This is a genomic window from Rugamonas sp. DEMB1 (assembly GCF_029834475.1).
GTDB lineage: Bacteria > Pseudomonadota > Gammaproteobacteria > Burkholderiales > Burkholderiaceae_D > Rugamonas > Rugamonas rubra.
Genome location: NZ_CP122407.1, coordinates 1,749,749 through 1,766,713, shown reverse-complemented (window position 1 = coordinate 1,766,713; position 16,965 = coordinate 1,749,749). Strand labels below are relative to the sequence as shown.

Genomic DNA, 16,965 nt, shown 5'->3' with positions numbered 1-16,965 from the left:
CGTTTTCATCCCGACTGCGGGACGCCATTTTTACTTCCAACTAACTTTGCCGAGGCCGTCGATGCTGACGCTGCGGTTGAGCGGCCTGCCGTAGACGGTGACGGAACCGAGCCCGGACAGGCTCAAGGTCGCGTTGGTCTTGGCGTTGACGATCGCGTTGCCCAGGCCGCTCAGGTCGAGGTTCACCGAGTCGGCCTGGAACTGGTGCGCGTTCAAGCCGCCCAGGCCGCCCAGGCTGGCCTTCAACAAGCGACTGCGTCCGCCGAGCGTGATATGACCGGCGCCGTGCAGGTCGAGTTCCACGCTGTCGTTCTCGCTGACCCACAAATTCATGCTGCCGACGCCGCCCAGGCTGGCCTTCAGGTTCTTGTAGTCGACCATCACCTTCATGCTGCCGGCGCCGTCCATGGTCAACTCCAGCTCGTCGCCGCTGAAGCCGGCGATGTCGGTCGTGCCGACGCCCTCGGAGACCACCTCGCGCAGCGCCGGCAACACCAGCACGGCGCGCACGGCCGTGTTGTTGAACTTGAAGCCGCGCATCTCCGACTCCAGGTGCAGCGTGTCGCCGGCCTGCGAGGTGGCCAGCTTGCCCAGGTAGCGCCGCTCGGCGGTGATGGTCAGCGTCGGCACGGCGCCCTGGCGCAGCTTCAAATCGACCATGCCATCCAGTTTAATCCGCGTCACGCGGACGTCAATGGGACGGGTTTCGGTGACCGTGTCGTCGGCCTGGGCGCGGCCCAGCAGCGTACACAGGGCGGCGAACAGCAAGCCAAATGGGAGGAGTTTGTTCATGTCGGGTTCCTTCGGACGTCGTTCTTTTTAGCCAGCGGCAAGAAAGCCCGGCGCGTGCGCCGGGCTCTGCAAACAGCGAATGGTGCAGCACAGCCCGGCGCGGGACAAGGTTTCGTCCCGCGCCGAGCCGCGCGCCAGCGGTCGGTCGGCTTAGCCGAGCGACTTGGCTTGCCGCACGACGGCCAGGCGCGGCGCCGACACCACTTGCATCTTGGCGGGCGCGGCGGCGCCGGCGCCGACGAACTGGGCGGCCGGCATGGCGGCGCGCACCGGAACGTCGGTGGTGGTGTAGCTGGCCAGGCCCAGAACGACGGCGACGGCGACGAAGACCGATTCCATGTTTTTAGCGATGTTCATTTTTTTCTCCCCTTGGCGTTGACGGCGCGCCTGCTGGTGGGCGGCTGCCGCGTTGATGTGTTGGTGTATGTGTTGGTGTATGTGATCACTATAGCCAGGGCGGCGGCCGGGCCGGGGCGGATTGCGACGAACTGCACAATTCGCGGCCCAGACGACAAAATACGGGGCGGGGATGCACAGCGACAGCGATATCAAATCATCTATATAATGCGCGGCCGCCCTCGCCGGCGGCGGGTTCATGACCGGCGCATCACAAACGAAAGAAAATACCACCCATGCAAAAATACCTCATCGGCATCGCCACCGTCACGACGCTCCTGAGCGCCTGCGGCGGCGGCAACGGCGTCGCACAAGCGGCGCCTGTCGCGCCGGTGGCACGGCCATTGGCAGCCTATCTCGGCGAATGGCGCAGCGAGTGCTACAACCAGTTCCGCATGACGATAGACTTCAACGCCTCCGGCGACAAGACGCTGAACTACGCCTCCAAGGCCGAGTTCTACGACACGCCGGACTGCGGCGGCGCCGTCATCGCCACCCAGAACTTCAGCCCGGACGTGGCGATCAGCCATGTCGGCAGTGCCGACGCCAACGTCGTCCTCGGTCCAGACGCGGCGCCCCGCACCGTCAAGGTCGACCAGGTGCTCCTGGTGACACCACCGTTGACTGTCACGCTGAGCGGCAGCGCCGTCAAGCTGGTGGAGCAAAACGGCGAACAACGCCAATGCGTCGAATTCAGCAACGGCAACCGCGTCTGCTACCCGGCGGCCGGCACGACGACCGAGGCGTCGACCACCAGCTCGGCCATGTATCTGGAGGGCGGCAAACTGTTTCTGATGACCGCCGTCGGCAGCGGCTACCAGGTCAGCATGGTGGTCGGCCGCAAATAGGTCAGTCCTCGAAGCCCCCCCCCCCTTGCCGGACGCAACAATTGAATAGATTCGGCGCGACGATACGTTTATATAATCGACAGCCCGTTGCCATCCCATCGCCCGGCCCGTCCGGGGCATCCACCACCAGAGGAAATTACCGCACATGAAAAAAATGCTCGCGCTGATCTGCACCACGACAACCCTACTCAGCGGCTGCGGCGGCGGGGGCGGCGGCACGACGGCGGCGCCGCTGCCACCGCCGGTGGCGCTGCCGCTGGCGGCCTATGTGGGCGAATGGGCCGGCGAGTGCGCCGACCACCAGCGCGACGGCGTCGTCATCAAGGCGGTCGGCAACAACGCGCTGAGCCTGACGGCGCGCACCGACTACTACGACAAGGCCGATTGCAGCGGCGCCATTGTCGCCACGGAACGCTCCAGCGCCGACATCGCGTTGACCTACGTGAGCAGTGCCGACAGCAGCGTCGCCCTCGGCCCCGGCGTGGCGGCCAAGACCATCAAGGTCGACCAGGTCAACGTGGTGGTGCCGGCCTCCACCACCACGCTGAGCGGCAGCGCCGTCAGCACGGTGACGCAAAACGGCGTGCAGTTGCAGTGCGTGTCGTACAGCAACGGCGAGCGCGCCTGCGCCAACACCCAGGGCGGCCAGGTCGGCGGCAGCGGCCCCGGCGGCCTGTACGCCACCGCCACCGACATGTACACGCTGATCTCCAGCGGCAGCGGCTACACCTTCGAGCAGCGTTTCAGCAAAAAATAGAGGTTCATCATGGCCCGACTGCGGGCCGTCCACTTGATGCAATTTCAAGCGGGGCGGCCTATTGGACTATAATTGGCTGTGTAAGAGAGTTGAAGGGATACCATCATGACACTCAAAGTCCGTAACCGCACACTCAGATTCAGCTCCCCGACGGTATTGAGGGGCGATGCCCCGTTCCTCGGCGCGACCGTTCAGGAATGGGACGATGCTATCACCGGCAACTTGGACAAGACGCTTGCCGAGGTCAAGTTGCGCGCCATGGGCAACGGCCCCAAACGCGATGCGGCCAAGGCCACCACGTTCGACCTAGCCAGCTTCGCCGGCAAGCGTCTGGCCAGCGCGAAATAGTTCTCCATTCCTCAACTTAAAAACGCGGCATCGACCGCGTTTTTTCATATGTCGAACGAAATAATAAGCGATGTGCTCGATCTCCACGTCGCGGTGTTTGCCGGCCCGAACGGGTCCGGAAAGACCACGCTGATCGATGAAATCAGGCAGACAGGCCTGGCTACGGTCAGGGGTGTCTATCCACTCCCAGCCTACTTCATCAACCCCGATCAGGTGGCCAAGTGAGCCTGCAGGGCACCTTCCCGGACCAGCACGCCAGGGATGAGGCCGCGCAAAGCGCCGCCATGCGCATCCGCGCAGAGGCAACTGCGAGCAGGCTGCCGTTCGCCTTTGAAACGGTCATGTCGCATCCGTCGCGGATCAATGAAATGCTGATGCTCAAGAAACAGGACTACCGCCTGTTCCTGATCTTCATCACCACCGACGATCCGGAGAAGAACGTGGCCCGGGTGACGCTGCGGTACGAAACGGGCACTACCACGGGGCACTACGTCGCGCCCGACAAGGTGCGCGAGCGCTATGAACGCACACTCGCACTGCTGCCGCGCGCGGCCGAGGTTGCGGACGCCGTCTACATCTACGACAACTCGGTCGACTTCGAGAAGCCCAAGCTGCAGGCCGTCATCGAGCGCGACGCACAGTTCTCACTCTCCCCCGACGCGAAGGATTGGGTCATCCAGCGCCTGGTCCATCCGCTGCAGCAGCGCGAACGCGAACTGCTCCAGCTGATCGCCTCGCTCGAAAAGGACGGGCGCCAGGTAGGTGAGACGGACGAGCTGCACGGCATATACAACGGAGCGATTCAGATGACGACCACCTACTACCTGGCCCAGCTGGACAACGCGACCAACCAGGCGGTGATCCACGACCGGCTCATGCTCGACACCGGACGCAAAGGCTCCGACAACGCGGCGCCGACCTATATGTCCAAGGAAAACCTGACGATCCACTATTCGCCGGCGATGGCCCCACAGGTGGACCGCCACGGGCTGGCGCCCGAGCCTGCGCCAAACGCGCCGGGCACGAAAAATTGAAGACGAAGCGCTGCGCTGTGGACACTCGCGGCAACGCACCGGCCGATACGACAGCCACTTGCTCACTCATTGGTCGGCCGCGCAGCTCGATGCAACCCGGTGCCTTCTTTGCTGGAGCTCCAATTCACGCCTAACCTCGTGCTTGTGGTGCCAGCGCACCCTTTCCCGAAGAGCCTCGACCCGGCACCCCACCGCGTCGACGAACGGGAGAGAGAACATCATGAAAATCCCGCCGAGCAGAAAAGACAGGATGTTAAGCAACGTGGAATAAGATTTCGCAAACCCCATCGCGGCCATCAGAACAGGCGCCAGTCCAGCGACGATAAGCAAACTCTTCGGCCGAGGCCAACGGATGTCGGCCACGTCGGCCAACGCGACCGTGACCTCGGTCTTGTCCACCGCCTCCTCCAAAGCCAGCCGAGCCAGATCAACTGTGGGCGTCCCGATTGAATCCACGAGCCGTTGTTCGATAAACGCGTCGCGCACGCGATCGAGCGCGGGATACTCGCCTGGCCATGCCGAATCAAACGGCACGCCGTAGGCGGCAAGCAATTGCCTGCCAAGTTCGACCGTATGGAGCAGTTCCACATAACGGTCGTCGAGCACGGCAAAAACCTCGCCGCCGATCTCGAAGATCCGCATCCGGTCGGGCGAGGGATACCCCTCTTCTTGGACGACGGCAGGGATGTATGGCAGGTCGAGCACCCTGAACAGCGCCACCCGGTTTTTCCCCTCGTGTGCCAGGACGAGTCCAAGTGGCCTGATAAAGCCATACTGGGCGCAATCCATTACGGCGTGATCGCCGCTGGACTGGGCAAACCGGTCGAACGCTATTCGTACGACTTTTTGTTGGGTCGCGTCATCCAAATTGTCGGGATGCCATCGCCAACTCTCCCCGAGCACCATACCTGTCGGCACCAGCCCTTGTATCTAGGCCCGCGTTCGCATTTACTTCGTTGCGTGGAAAAGAACGGCAACAGCGAACCCGCGAAGCCGAACGGTGAGATGGCGTTCCCCCCTTCCTTCGACTGCACGATCTGGCGCGCCAGACGGCGGCCGCCGGCCGTGCGACTCAGCGCATCCAGATTGGCCTTCGCGTCCGCCAACTCGCATGCGGCGATAGTGATAGGCGAGTCGGGCACGGAGAGGACCGGTGCGTCCACAAGTGTCTGCATGGCGAGAATCCTGTTGATGATGGGGTGGTCGAGTGGAGTTTCACACGGCCTTTGGCGACAAGGCAAGCCCCTCATCCTTCTGCGCCGTCGCCAATCGATGTTTCGGCATATCCCGTTTTCACGTCTAGCCTTCTATGGCCATCCTATTCCGGAATTCGGGTTGGTTGCAGACAGCCGTTTGGAGAACTAAGAGCAGAGTTATGACTCGTCTGAACGTCCCTATTGCGTCCAGCGCAGCGTCATGCCAAGCGAGTCAGCACGATCTTTGGTTACCGGCATTGGATTGTATAGCCCTTCCCAAACCTGCCAATCAAAATGCCACTTGTCGATGAGTCTCCGCGCTTCGGCGTCCGATGCGAGGACTTCCTTTGCCGAGCTGACGTTTCTGGCGTAGTTCTTCAGGAAGTGCGTCATGATCTGGATGCCGAAACCGAGATTGGCGTTAGCGAGCATGCATTGGGCAGCGAGGTCTCGCGCCTGCGCGCCTTGCATCGCACTAATGTAACTCGAGTGACTGTATCCGCACGAATGGCTATACATGTTGTCAAAATTGGTCTTATGGAAACCGGCCGAAACGGCGATCTCACTCCAGCTAGTCCCAACCTTCCAGTCACCCTTCAAAAGCTGACGTTGCCACTTCTTCGAATATGCCGCGAAGTGCTGGCTGGCTTCAATTTCCTCGCGCAGACGGACTATTTCCAGCCTGTCGTAGGCCAGCCGCTCATCAAATTCTGATGACGACGCCTTAAGTTTCTGGCGGTCCAGCAGTCCGCCGAGATACCAAGTGCTGTGGCGGAATTTCGACCTCTGCAAATCGTTTTCGCCGAAAACGTAGAAGTAGACGAGGAACGTCTCCATTGCCGCCCTCGTAACCACTTGGACCGATGAATGGTCGACATAATGGATCGGGAGCGAGCCAGGAGGCTTATCCGCCCGAATTTCGCATAGCGACTTCATCGAAATCAGGTGGCGGAAGAGTTTGCGGCACAGTGACTGTGCGTCTGCCCGCCACCCATCGCCGGGAGTGATTTCCTCTCCCGTCCGTGATTGCACGAGCTCGTAGAAAACTGTCAGCAGTTCCGAGTAGGTCTGTTCGTAGTTTGATGCCCGCACTCTATCTCCTTGTCCCCGAGGTGTAGGAAGCCTACAGCGAACACCCCGGCGATTTTAACGGGGCGCTAACTGGAAGCGCAAATTCCGCGTAGGCGAACCCACCCACGATGACATTTCATTCTACCCCGGCAGAGTGCACTTCTTTCCTAGGCCTTGTTCGCAGGTACCTTTGGCGATGCGGAGCGATGATGCGCATTTGTGCGAAAAACATCGATCAGGTCGCTAAGTGGAGGTGCGCGGAGAACTTCCTGCTCGAACGCCAGCCCGATCTGGCGATGGAGTGTCCCCGAGTCTCTATTCTCATACTATTTGGGTCGTCTGGACCATGTTTGCCATGAGCGGGGAGCAATCTCACCCTGTGCGGCAGCGCCGGCGCTGGTGCTAAACTTGCCGAACGACTACCGACAACGGCACTCAGATTAGATGCAACTGCAATAATTGGATAGATTTCCAGTTGTCAATTTTTCATATAATCAGGAATACCTCCGTTCCTGAATGATCATGAAAAAACATATTCTGACCGCGATTGTGGTCGTACTAACTGCCTGCTCCTCTCCGAATGACATCATTTTGGGTCCGGAACCACTACAGCAGATGGCTGAGCAAGGCGATAAGTTTAAGAGCATGTCGGAGGATGATCGTAAATTACTCGTCGCTTATCTTACCGCGAACCGGATCGGCAAAGCGTTCGGCGCCGACGTTCAATCGCCAGTTGGACGCACCGTCGGCGAGGTGATGAAGGATGCCCACGCCTGGAAAGAAAAGGTGAAAGCCGCTGAGGTTACCGAGAAAAAAAAGGCTGACGAAGCACTCGCCCTAAAGGCAAAAATAGAAGCTGAACGAAAAGCAATTTCTGCACGCATTGAGGCAATGGTCACGATTTCCGTGCTGAACAAGCACGTACTATCAAAAAATTACGACCTCGGCCGATACAACGAATTATTAATGATTTCCTACGCTTTGGAAAACAAGTCCCAGAAGAAGATAAAACAAATAAAGGGCATAGTCAGTTTCGTAGATGCTACCGGCGATCCAGTCGGCGAATTGCATGTAGATTTCGATCAGCCTATCAAGGCCGGAGCGACCATCATGACCGACACTGGCAGCGGCTGGCGAACCAATCAATTTTCCAATGGGAACATCGAAAAAATTGCGAACCGTGAAAATAGTTCAATGACAGGGAAATTTACACCTCTGTCTATTGCATTCGACGACGGCGAAGTGCTAAGGGCGCCAGAATAGATGCTCACCGATTGAAGAAGTTCCCTCGCACCACTCGATGCGCGGGCCAACAGAACATGGTCGCAAGCCATGTCGGCACCTCGCAAGTGCTGAAGGTGATGAGGCTGTAGAACCTGGCGGATGCCAGATAATCGAACCCGCTGGGCCGAACTGTCAATATCGTTACCTACGTGTGTTGTAACCACAACACTGACAGTGCCAACGCAGCTGCAGCTGCACCGGCTAGCGCCCGGCAAGGCGCGATACAAATGTTCGGCCCCATTAACCTGGCGCTGGACGAGGCCTCGTTCGGTGCCAAGCATGAGCTAACGCAAAATGCCAAAAGCCAAACGATCAGCAGCAAAGGTGAGCTGGACGATCGATGTTGCCAAGATTATTACCGCAATAACGGGAATGATCTTGGTACTGCATCAAATCGGACTCCTGTGACCTAGTGGAACGCGGACCGGTTCGCACCGGTTCGCTTCTCAAAAAATGCGCTAAAGTACATTTATTTACAAAATAAGAGAGGGAAGGATGAGAAGAATTTTAATTCTGGCGTTAATATCCATTCTCGCCTCATATGCGCAAGCCCAAGATAACAAGTCCGAAACTACGTTCAAGTGTCCGGCTAGCACTGCCGAATCTTCATCGCTTAAAGAAATTCAAGATTTTATCGCAGCCTTTGGCTCAATTCTGTCCGGACTTGCCGCAGCCGGCGCAATCTACGTTGCTCATCGAGTGCACGAAAATCAAAAACTATTATCTCAGCGCCAATTGCTGCTTCCATTATGGGATCATATGGCAACGTTGTCTATGATCGACCCCACGGCCCCCAATGCTCAGCATGCGGTAAAAACGGTTAACACTTTAGAACTTGTTGCACTGTGTTGCGAAGGAGGCATGATCGACGAAAAAGTAATTTTACGCACCTTCCGCGATGCGTTTATGTTTCACTACGAGCAATTATTAAGATGCAACATAATACCCGGCCTTGGAAAAGACGGTCCAGCCCTCGTCCGGGAGAATGCAGCAGCTATGGCATTCTACAAAAAGCTGGAAATGCAACGCATGTCTCGCGATCAGATTAATCGAATTTAACTTAAAAAGAGGTTTTCAAAGATGAAAAATGAACTTTTAAAAAATGCAGCCCAGGACTTTTACTCTAGCAATTCGAGTGCAGTTGAAGAGGCTTTCCCGGTTCCCGGGAGTCCAGGAGAATTTATTATTGTGAAGATTGAGCGAAAAAAGCTTGTAGTTACCAATGAATCTTTCCGAGTGAAGGCGTCCAACACTATCTCTGCATATCCTTCCGGGAGCACTTGCCCTCGGTGCAATGGGAGCGGCGTTGCATAATTAACACGATTTCCTCAAAGTTATCCTAGGTCATTGTGATTACCCGAACAAGCCTTATAGCTGGTATGTACTCAAGGCCTACCGTGACTCGTTCAGGATCGCCGACCCTTCGGGAGAACTCCAACAGGATATTAAAAAAACTTCCGTGGTAGCTTGCAGACTCTTCAGTTGCAGGGAAATCCCGCCAATCAAGACTGTAAAGGTAGTTGGACCTGAGCTTTGAACGTATGGCCTCTTCCAACTCATTTTTTGTGATCCCAGCTACGCCAGCCAATTCAAGTTTACCTAGCTTCTCCGAGGTCAGGTACTGGAACTTGCTTTCCTCGATGAGTACGTTGCAGTCGCTCAGCGATACAACCTCCTTAGACATGGCTCGGAGGGCTATCTCTAGGTCATCGTCCGACTCCCCCAATAGCATGTGCTCTGGCTTGTAAGATAGAAAAGCTCCAAAATACATATCTTGGACGCTCCTGATCTTCAATCCCAGTGCTGCGTAGTCATGAAGATGCAGGTTGACATTGTCATTATTGGGACGGTCGTCCTCATGTCCAAGGATTACCATGTTCTTGTGCTTTATGGCTAGGTTGACCAAATGCATGGACACAAACGTCTTGGCTAGGCTGGCATAGGTACAAGGCACATAGCCAAGATAACCCGGGTGGTCTTTCAGGCCCTCATGGATTTCAGCCCGCGCTTTGTCAGAGAGATTGTTGACGTAAAGGACATAGCAAAAGCATGGATGCTCAAAGTTGAGGTCTCGAGCGATAACCGCTACCTCATCCAAAAGTACACGGGCGAACCGATCTTGGTCGTCAATCAGCTCGCCGCCGAGGATACTATGAGTTGTCTTCGGAGGCAGTAGTTTGAACAAAGCATCGGCAGCATCGACCCCGGGGATTCGCTTCGGATCGCAACGTTTCTCATCGAACAAGAATGCAGCCTCGTGCTTGTTGGTCTGAGGGGTAAGGGCGGTGCGCAAATCGTCATAGTTGACCCCCTTGGCTTTCAGGATACCGAGGCAATCGTCATGAAACTGCTGCACTTCCCTAAAAGTACGATCATCTGACCAACTGAAGTGGGAACGCATGGATGGAAGCATAAAGTTGCCCCGGCTGTTGAGCGTATGAATTTTTGGCATTTGGTTGAGTGGTTCAGATTGGAATGAACTCTGGCAAGCTGCACCCTACACCGGGGCGGCAGCCGCCAGCGGCGTGAAGGCGGCGCCGGGCAGCACGATGATGGCGCGGAAGCCGCCGTCCGGGTGGTTGTCCAGCAGCAGCTCGCCGCCGTGGGCCTGGACGATGCCGCGCGCGATGCCCAGCCCCAGCCCCATGCCGCTGCTGTTCTGCCGGCGGCCGTGCTCGAGCCGCACGTACGGCTCGAACAAATTCTTGAACGCGCTCTCCGGCACGCCCGGGCCGTGGTCGCGGATTTCGATCTCGATGTTGCTGCCCTGCGGACGCACGGCGATCTCCACCTGCTTGCCGTAGTGCATGGCGTTGTTGAGCAGGTTGCCGATGGCGCGCTTGAGCGCCAGCGGCTTGGCCGCCACGCTCAGGCCGGAGTCGGCGAAGGACACCTCGTGGCCGGCCAGTTGGGCGTCGCGCACCATGCGGCCGAGCAAGGCGTCGAGGCGGATCTCGGTCGGATTCTCGTGGATGTCGCTGTCCTTCACCGTCTGCAGGGCGCCCTTGACCATCATGTCGAGCTCGTCCAGATCCTCGTGGAACTCGTTGCGCAGCTGGTCGTCGTCGAGCAGCTCGGCGCGCAGCTTGAGGCGCATGATCGGCGTGCGCAAATCGTGCGAGATGGAGACGAACAGGCGCTCGCGGTCCTCGATGTAGCGCTGGATGCGTTCGCGCATGGCGCCGAAGGCGCGCGCCGTCTTGACGAACTCGCGGCTGCCGGTCTCCGGCAGCGCCGGCATGTGCTCGCCGTTGCCGAAGGCGGTGGCCGCCTCGGACAGCGCCGCCAGCGGCCGCGTGGTCCAGCGCACCACCAGGATCGACAGCACCAGCACGGCCGCCAGCGACAGCGCCTGCAGCAGCAGGCGGTCGCGCGTCAGCGGGTTGCCGCTGTCGAGGAAATAGGGGTTGGGCATCAGCGTGGCCAGGTAGAGCCAGTGGCCGGGGTCCATCTCGGCCTGGATCAGCAGGATGGGCGCGGCGGTCGGCTTGGTCAGCACGATGTGCTGCACCCAGCTGTCGGGCAGGTCGTTGATGGTGGCGCCGTCGTCGCCGACGGCCAGCTTGTCCGGCCAGACGAAGGCGATGCGCACGTTCGACACGTTGGGCAGGCTTCTCCTTCAAGGTGGCGCGCACTTGCTTGAGGGCGATGTCGGCCAGCGCCTGCCGGCCGATCGGCACCACGTCGACCGGGGCGCGGTTGATGTTGACCAGGAAGCGGGTGCCGCCCATCTCGCGGAACTGCTGGATGATCAGCGGCCGGTAGTTGGGCGGCAGGCTGAGGAAGAAGCGCACCGCGCTGGCGGCGCTGTGCGCCAGGTGCTGCGACGCCGTGCTGGCCTCGACCTCGGCCTCGGCGCGGCGCTGGGTGGCCCAGATGAAGTTGCCGGCCAGCTGGGTCAGCATGACGCCGGCCACCATCACCACCGACAGCCGGCCCAGCAGCGAGGACGGCAGCACCCGCGCCAGCCAGCGCCCCGGCCGCAGGCTAGACATTGCTGACGCTGACGTCGGCCGAGAACACGTAGCCGGCGCCGCGCACGGTCTTGATCAGCAGCGGCTTCTTGCCGGCGTCGTTCAGGCGCAGGCGCAGGCGGCTGATCTGCACGTCGAGGAAGCGGTCCATCGGGCCGGCGTCGCGGCCGCGGGTCTCCTCGCACAGCACGCTGCGGTCGAGGATGTCGCCGGCGTGCTCGACGAAGTAGCGCAGCAGCTGGAAGTCGAGCCCGGTGAGCGGCACCAGCTCGCCGGTCGGCCCGGTGACGGTGCGCTCGACCGTGTCGAGCGTGAAGCCGACGAAGCGGTAGAAGCGCGGCGCGGCGACGGCGGCGTTGTCCATGCCGGTGCGGCGGTGGATCGCCTTGATGCGCGCCAGCAGCTCGCGCGGGCTGTAGGGCTTGGAGATGTAGTCGTCGGCGCCCAGCTCGAGGCCGACGATGCGGTCGGTCTCGTCGGAGCTGGCGGTGAGCATGATGATGGGCACGTTGGAGCGGCGCCGCACCGTCTTGCACAGGGCGAAGCCGTCGGTGTCGGGCAGCATGACGTCGAGGATCACCAGCGACAGCTCGTCGGCGTAGCGGTTGAACTCGGCCAGGAAGGCCTCGCCGTTGTGCGCCAGGCCGACGTCGTACTGGTTTTTCTCCAGATAGGTCTTGAGCAGGGTCCGGGTCTTTTGGTCGTCGTCAACGATCAGGATTTTACGCATGGTTCCGTTCTGTTCTATTGGGTCTTGCCTATTGGGTCTTGCTGAAGGTGCGCGCGATGGTGCCCAGGCGGCGCTGGGTGTCGGCCACCTTGACGTTGTCGTCGAGGAAGAACCGGTGCACCTCGGCCACCATGGCGTCGCGCACCAGCTCGTCGGTGGCCATGCGGTGCACCAGGCTGGGGATCTGCGCCTGGGGGCCGCTGGAGAACAGTTTAAACGAAGCGCGCGCGCAGCTGTCCATTTTCGCCAGCTGCGGGTTGCGCAGCACCGGGATCGAGCCCTTGATCTGGTTGTACTCGTTCTGGATCGCCGGCGCCATGATGATGGCGGCCAGCCGCTCCTGCGCCGAGCGGTGCGACTCGCGCGTGGCCAGCATGCTCAGCGTGTCGATGTTGTACAGGTGGTAGGCGGCGGTGCCGGGCACGTAGGCGCAGCCGAAGCCCTCGTCGGTGGCCAGGCCGCGCGCGTTGAGCTCGCCCTTGGCCCAGTCGCCCATCACCAGCATGCCGGCCTCGCCGTCGGCCAGCTGGCGCGTGGTGTCGTCCCAGGTGCGCTCGGGCACCGGCTGGTTCATCCACCGCTTCAGGTGGCGCAGGCGGCCCAGCGCGGCGGTCAGGCGGGCGTCCTGGTAGGCGCCGGCGTCGCGCCGCTGGAACAGGGCGCGGTAGAAGTCGGCGCCCTCGGCCAGCACCAGCGTCTCGAACAGGGTGGCCACCTGCCACGGCTCGCTGCTCTGCGCCAGCGGCACCACGCCGGCCTGTTGCAGCACGCCGGCGGCGTGCTCGAACTCGGCCCAGGTGGACGGCGGCGCCAGCTTGTACTGGGTGAACAGCTTGCGGTTGTAGAACAGGGTGTTGATGCGGTGCACGCCGAGCGGCGCGGCGTAGACATGGCCGTCGGACTGGATCGCCGCCGCCACGGTGGGCAGCAGCAGCTTGTCCCACTTGCCGGCGGCGGCCACCACGTCGAGGTCGAGCAGCAGGTCGAGCCGGGCCCAGTCGCGGATGACGATGCCGTTGACCTGGGCCACCTCGGGGGCGTCCTTGGCCAGCATGCGGCTGCGCAGCACGATGCCGGCGCCGACGCCGGACCCGTTGGGGATCATGCTGTCGCGCCAGCCGATGTTCTCCTCGTTGAGCTTGGCGGCGATCAGGTCGACCGCCTTGCGCTCGCTGGCAGACTTCCACCAGTGCAGCACTTGCAGCCCCTCGGCTTGGCCGGCGCCGCACGCGGCCAGGCAGGCCAGCGCCAGCAAGCGGCGCAGGAAATATCCCATGTCTCCTCACTCCTACGACGGCCGCCTCGTTGGGCTGGCCTGTTGTTGTTGTCGATGTCGGCGCCCGCTGTTGCTGCCACACGCGGCCGCGCCATACCGCCGAGACTATACATTATGTCATTCGCGGAACGTTGGTAAGCATGTAAACCATTTTGCAAGGAAGCGTGTGCTTTTGTTGCGAAATGTTGCAGGCTGGCAGATTGCAAGCTGGTCCGCGAGCGGCCCCGCCGCAGAGTGGGGACGGGGAAAAACGCGGCCGACCGATTGTAAAGTTATGTAAGCGGTCCGGTCCGGTGGAAAGTGTCATTTCACAACAAAATCAAACACTTAATGCTTTTAGCCACACTTTAGCGGTGCTCACTGGTATCACATTTGGTGCAATGTTACTGTCTGCTGGCCGTAGCAAATTACTACAAGAAACACCACCAGCAAGTGTGGCTAGCACGTCGGCAAGGACTTGAGACTACACGGGATCTTTAGCGTCGTGTCCGGGGCCGCACTCTTAAAACCAGAAGGAGACAATCGTAATGAATCGTACCGTCCTCAAAACCCTGCCCGCCGCACTGGCTCTGGCGCTCGCTTGCGGCGCCGCCTACGCCGGCGACCACGAAACCGAAGGCTTCCACGGCTATGTCCGCGCCGGCGCCGGTTCCAGCTCGGAAAAAGGCCCGCAAAGCTGCTTCGGCCTGGGCGGCATCACGATGTCCTACCGTTTGGGCAACGAGTGCGACAGCTTCACCGAATTCGGCTACACCAAGGAGTTCGCCAAGTCGGCCAACGGCGCCAGCTTCGTCGGCACCGTCTGGGTCGACGCCTACAAGAACAGCTCGGACTTCGGCGACGCCAAGACCAGCATCGCCAAGGCCTACGTCGAAGCGAAAAACCTGCCGTTCATGAACGGCGGCATCGTCTGGGCCGGTAAGCGCCACTACTACCGTCCCGACATCCACATGCTCGATCTGCAGTACATCAACATGAACGGCACCGGCGCCGGTGTCGACGGCCTGCCGCTGGGCGCCGGCAAGTTCAGCTACGCTATCTTCAAGGATAACGACCTGAACAACGTCAACACCGTCACCGGCAAGATCACCTCCGCTTCGGCGGTGCGCCAGAACCTGGTCTACGAAGGCCTGCCGGTCAACGAGAACGGCACCCTGGACGGCGCCTTGTCGATCATCACCGCCAGCAGCAAGGACGACGGCGACAAGACCCACAACGGCTGGCAGGTCTCGCTGTTCCACCGCCAGGCCAAGGTGTTCGGCGGCTCCAACACCGTCGGCGTGCAATACGGCGTCGGCCCCGGCACCGGCATCAACGGTCCTTGCTGCGCGCGTATCGGCCCTTCGGGCAGCACCCTGCTCGGCTCCGACTACACCCGCGTGCGCGTGTTCGACGACCTGGTGATCCAGCCTACCCGCCAGTTCAGCATGGAGTTCGTCGGCCTGTACCAGCGCGACAAGAGCGACCGGGACGGCACGCAGACCTGGACCACCGTCGGCGCCCGCCCTGTCTACGCCTTCGCGCAGAACTTCAAGCTGCAGGCCGAGCTGGGCGTGACCCGTCTGAAAAAGGACACCAGCCCGGACACCATGCGCCTGACCAAGCTGACCATCGCCCCGACCATCACCGTCGGCGAGGACTACTGGTCGCGTCCCGAACTGCGCCTGTTCGTCAGCTACGGCAAATGGAACGACGCCGCCACCAAGGCTGTGAACGCGTTCAACAACCAGGGGCCTGTGTACGGCAGCAACACCAGCGGCGCCTCGGCCGGCATCCAACTGGAAGCCTGGTGGTAATCCGCGGCTAAGACCCAATAGCTAGTCCCGCCGCCCGCCCCGCCGTATCCGCGCGGGGCGGCTGCCGGGTTCGCAGCATCCCCTTGCGCCACGCGCAGGGGGACATAGCAGCGCCGTACCACGGCGCTACAATCATCCAATCTAGGAAGACCGATACCATGAAATTGAAACCTTTCGTCCAAGCCGCCTTGGCGCTCGCCACCGTTGTCGCCGCCACCCCGGCCGTGCACGCCGCAGCCCAGGTTGAAGTGCTGCACTACTGGACCTCGGGCGGCGAAGCCAAGTCGATCGCCGAGCTGAAGAAAATGATGGAAGCCAAGGGCGTGGCGTGGAAGGACTTCGCCGTCGCCGGCGGCGCTGGCGAGAACGCCACCACCGCGCTGAAAGCCCGCGTCATCGCCGGCAGCGCGCCGACCGCCGCGCAGATCAAGGGCCCATCGATCCAGGAATGGGGTCAAGAAGGCGTGCTGGCCAACATCGACGCCGCCGCCACCGAAGGCAAGTGGGACAGCCTGCTGCCGTCCGTGGTATCGAACGTGATGAAATACAAGGGCCACTACGTCGCCGTGCCGGTCAACGTGCACCGCGTCAACTGGCTGTGGGTCAACCCCGAGGTGCTGGCCAAGGCCGGCGCCAAGGCGCCGACCAACATGGACGAGTTCTTCGTCGCCGCCGAAAAAATCAAGAAGGCCGGCCTGATCGCCGTCGCCCACGGCGGCCAGCCATGGCAGGACACCACGGTGTTCGAGTCCGTCGTGCTGGGCACCGGCGGCGCCGCGTTCTACGACAAGGCCCTGGTCAAGCTGGACCAGGCCGCGCTGACCGGCCCGCAAATGCTCAAGTCCTTCGAGACGCTGGCCAAGATCAAGACCTACATCGACAAGGACGCCGCCGGCCGCGACTGGAACCTGGCCACCGCCATGGTCATCAACGGCAAGGCCGGCATGCAGTTCATGGGCGACTGGGCCAAGGGCGAGTTCACCGCCGCCGGCAAGGTCGCAGGCAAGGACTTCCTGTGCCTGCCGGCACCCGGCACCGAGAAGGCCTTCACCTTCAACATCGACTCGCTGGCCATGTTCAAGGTCAAGAACGCCGACGAGCAGAAGGCCCAGCTGAGCCTGGCCAGCGCCGTCATGAGCCCCGAGTTCCAGGAAGTGTTCAACCTGAACAAGGGTTCGATCCCGGTCCGCGCCGGCGTTTCGCGCGCCAAGTTCGACGCCTGCGCCACCCGTTCGATGGACGACATGGCCGCCGCCAGCAAGGCCGGCGGTCTGGAGCCGAGCATGGCCCACGGCATGGCGATCGACTCGGCCAAGGCCGGCGCGATCCAGGACGTGGTCGCCAAGTTCATGAACTCGGCCATGACGCCGCAGGCCGCCGTGCAAGCGCTGGCCAAGGCCGCCAAAACCAAGTAAGCGAACAAGTAAGCGAAAAAGTAAAACCACAAGCAAGCTGGTGGCCGC

At 60.9% G+C, this 16,965-nt stretch carries 18 protein-coding genes and 1 pseudogene; 10 read left to right on the top strand and 9 right to left on the bottom strand.

The window, feature by feature from the left end; translation table 11 throughout:
• Positions 1-30 precede the first annotated feature (30 nt).
• Complete coding sequence (locus QC826_RS08075) at positions 31-792, bottom strand: GIN domain-containing protein (protein WP_279765128.1); 762 nt, start codon at positions 790-792, stop codon at positions 31-33.
• Positions 793-942: 150 nt separating this feature from the next.
• The gene (locus QC826_RS08070; RefSeq protein WP_279765127.1) at positions 943-1,149 is read right to left on the bottom strand and encodes a hypothetical protein; all 207 of its coding nucleotides are present in this window, start codon (positions 1,147-1,149) and stop codon (positions 943-945) included.
• 275 nt (positions 1,150-1,424) lie between these two features.
• Between QC826_RS08070 and QC826_RS08065 the strand changes: the two genes are divergently transcribed.
• The 5 genes from QC826_RS08065 to QC826_RS08045 all read left to right on the top strand — a co-directional run bounded on the left by QC826_RS08065 (position 1,425) and on the right by QC826_RS08045 (position 4,175).
• The gene (locus QC826_RS08065; RefSeq protein WP_279765126.1) at positions 1,425-2,036 is read left to right on the top strand and encodes a hypothetical protein; all 612 of its coding nucleotides are present in this window, start codon (positions 1,425-1,427) and stop codon (positions 2,034-2,036) included.
• A 145-nt stretch (positions 2,037-2,181) separates the two neighbouring features.
• The gene (locus QC826_RS08060; RefSeq protein WP_279765125.1) at positions 2,182-2,793 is read left to right on the top strand and encodes a hypothetical protein; all 612 of its coding nucleotides are present in this window, start codon (positions 2,182-2,184) and stop codon (positions 2,791-2,793) included.
• Positions 2,794-2,898: 105 nt separating this feature from the next.
• The gene (locus QC826_RS08055) at positions 2,899-3,141 is read left to right on the top strand and encodes a hypothetical protein (RefSeq protein ID WP_144259038.1); all 243 of its coding nucleotides are present in this window, start codon (positions 2,899-2,901) and stop codon (positions 3,139-3,141) included.
• A 72-nt stretch (positions 3,142-3,213) separates the two neighbouring features.
• Positions 3,214-3,366: a hypothetical protein gene (locus QC826_RS08050; protein WP_279765122.1), complete on the top strand. Its 153-nt coding sequence runs from the start codon at positions 3,214-3,216 to the stop codon at positions 3,364-3,366.
• Complete coding sequence (locus QC826_RS08045; RefSeq protein ID WP_279765120.1) at positions 3,363-4,175, top strand: hypothetical protein; 813 nt, start codon at positions 3,363-3,365, stop codon at positions 4,173-4,175. Before QC826_RS08050 ends, QC826_RS08045 begins: the two co-directional genes overlap by 4 nt.
• 66 nt (positions 4,176-4,241) lie before the next feature.
• Here the strand turns inward: QC826_RS08045 and QC826_RS08040 are convergent, their stop codons facing one another.
• The 3 genes from QC826_RS08040 to QC826_RS08030 form a co-directional block, all read right to left on the bottom strand.
• Positions 4,242-5,042, bottom strand: coding sequence for a hypothetical protein (locus tag QC826_RS08040; RefSeq protein ID WP_279765116.1), 801 nt, complete (start codon positions 5,040-5,042; stop codon positions 4,242-4,244).
• Complete coding sequence (locus QC826_RS08035; RefSeq protein ID WP_279765114.1) at positions 5,006-5,350, bottom strand: hypothetical protein; 345 nt, start codon at positions 5,348-5,350, stop codon at positions 5,006-5,008. The genes QC826_RS08040 and QC826_RS08035 overlap by 37 nt, the downstream gene beginning before the upstream one ends.
• 219 nt (positions 5,351-5,569) lie before the next feature.
• Complete coding sequence (locus tag QC826_RS08030) at positions 5,570-6,463, bottom strand: DUF5677 domain-containing protein (RefSeq protein ID WP_279765112.1); 894 nt, start codon at positions 6,461-6,463, stop codon at positions 5,570-5,572.
• Between the two features lie 501 nt (positions 6,464-6,964).
• Between QC826_RS08030 and QC826_RS08025 the strand changes: the two genes are divergently transcribed.
• From QC826_RS08025 to QC826_RS08015, 3 genes are all read left to right on the top strand, one after another.
• Positions 6,965-7,705, top strand: a complete 741-nt coding sequence (locus tag QC826_RS08025; RefSeq protein ID WP_279765111.1) for a hypothetical protein — start codon at positions 6,965-6,967, stop codon at positions 7,703-7,705.
• 248 nt (positions 7,706-7,953) lie between these two features.
• Positions 7,954-8,139 carry a hypothetical protein gene (locus tag QC826_RS08020; RefSeq protein WP_279765110.1) on the top strand — a complete coding sequence of 62 codons (186 nt, stop codon included), beginning with the start codon at positions 7,954-7,956 and terminating at the stop codon, positions 8,137-8,139.
• Positions 8,140-8,221: 82 nt separating this feature from the next.
• A complete protein-coding gene (locus tag QC826_RS08015) occupies positions 8,222-8,785 on the top strand; it encodes a hypothetical protein (RefSeq protein ID WP_279765109.1) in 564 nt (187 codons plus the stop codon).
• 280 nt (positions 8,786-9,065) lie between these two features.
• On the opposite strand, the gene QC826_RS08010 is transcribed toward QC826_RS08015, so the two are convergent.
• The 4 genes and pseudogenes from QC826_RS08010 to QC826_RS07995 form a co-directional block, all read right to left on the bottom strand.
• Positions 9,066-10,178 (bottom strand): hypothetical protein, encoded by a 1,113-nt coding sequence (locus tag QC826_RS08010; protein WP_279765106.1) that lies wholly within the window; start codon positions 10,176-10,178, stop codon positions 9,066-9,068.
• Between the two features lie 45 nt (positions 10,179-10,223).
• Positions 10,224-11,721: pseudogene (locus QC826_RS08005) on the bottom strand (ATP-binding protein).
• Positions 11,714-12,430 (bottom strand): response regulator, encoded by a 717-nt coding sequence (locus tag QC826_RS08000; RefSeq protein WP_099416305.1) that lies wholly within the window; start codon positions 12,428-12,430, stop codon positions 11,714-11,716. Before QC826_RS08000 ends, QC826_RS08005 begins: the two are co-directional and overlap by 8 nt.
• Before the next feature lie 28 nt (positions 12,431-12,458).
• Positions 12,459-13,706 carry an ABC transporter substrate-binding protein gene (locus tag QC826_RS07995; RefSeq protein ID WP_279765105.1) on the bottom strand — a complete coding sequence of 416 codons (1,248 nt, stop codon included), beginning with the start codon at positions 13,704-13,706 and terminating at the stop codon, positions 12,459-12,461.
• Positions 13,707-14,233: 527 nt separating this feature from the next.
• On the opposite strand from QC826_RS07995, the gene QC826_RS07990 reads away from it, so the two are divergent.
• Complete coding sequence (locus tag QC826_RS07990; RefSeq protein ID WP_279765104.1) at positions 14,234-15,502, top strand: carbohydrate porin; 1,269 nt, start codon at positions 14,234-14,236, stop codon at positions 15,500-15,502.
• 158 nt (positions 15,503-15,660) lie between these two features.
• Positions 15,661-16,917 (top strand): ABC transporter substrate-binding protein, encoded by a 1,257-nt coding sequence (locus tag QC826_RS07985; protein ID WP_093389550.1) that lies wholly within the window; start codon positions 15,661-15,663, stop codon positions 16,915-16,917.
• The last annotated feature ends 48 nt before the right edge of the window (positions 16,918-16,965 follow it).

Coding starts and splice junctions, on each gene's coding strand:
- QC826_RS08000 (WP_099416305.1), bottom strand. CDS start 12,430: ATGCGTAAAATCCTGATCGTTGACGACGACCAAAAGACCCGGACCCTG.
- QC826_RS08075 (WP_279765128.1), bottom strand. CDS start 792: ATGAACAAACTCCTCCCATTTGGCTTGCTGTTCGCCGCCCTGTGTACG.
- QC826_RS08015 (WP_279765109.1), top strand. CDS start 8,222: ATGAGAAGAATTTTAATTCTGGCGTTAATATCCATTCTCGCCTCATAT.
- QC826_RS07995 (WP_279765105.1), bottom strand. CDS start 13,706: ATGGGATATTTCCTGCGCCGCTTGCTGGCGCTGGCCTGCCTGGCCGCG.
- QC826_RS08065 (WP_279765126.1), top strand. CDS start 1,425: ATGCAAAAATACCTCATCGGCATCGCCACCGTCACGACGCTCCTGAGC.
- QC826_RS07985 (WP_093389550.1), top strand. CDS start 15,661: ATGAAATTGAAACCTTTCGTCCAAGCCGCCTTGGCGCTCGCCACCGTT.
- QC826_RS08060 (WP_279765125.1), top strand. CDS start 2,182: ATGAAAAAAATGCTCGCGCTGATCTGCACCACGACAACCCTACTCAGC.
- QC826_RS08070 (WP_279765127.1), bottom strand. CDS start 1,149: ATGAACATCGCTAAAAACATGGAATCGGTCTTCGTCGCCGTCGCCGTC.
- QC826_RS08055 (WP_144259038.1), top strand. CDS start 2,899: ATGACACTCAAAGTCCGTAACCGCACACTCAGATTCAGCTCCCCGACG.
- QC826_RS07990 (WP_279765104.1), top strand. CDS start 14,234: ATGAATCGTACCGTCCTCAAAACCCTGCCCGCCGCACTGGCTCTGGCG.
- QC826_RS08010 (WP_279765106.1), bottom strand. CDS start 10,178: ATGCCAAAAATTCATACGCTCAACAGCCGGGGCAACTTTATGCTTCCA.
- QC826_RS08035 (WP_279765114.1), bottom strand. CDS start 5,350: ATGCAGACACTTGTGGACGCACCGGTCCTCTCCGTGCCCGACTCGCCT.
- QC826_RS08025 (WP_279765111.1), top strand. CDS start 6,965: ATGAAAAAACATATTCTGACCGCGATTGTGGTCGTACTAACTGCCTGC.
- QC826_RS08020 (WP_279765110.1), top strand. CDS start 7,954: ATGTTCGGCCCCATTAACCTGGCGCTGGACGAGGCCTCGTTCGGTGCC.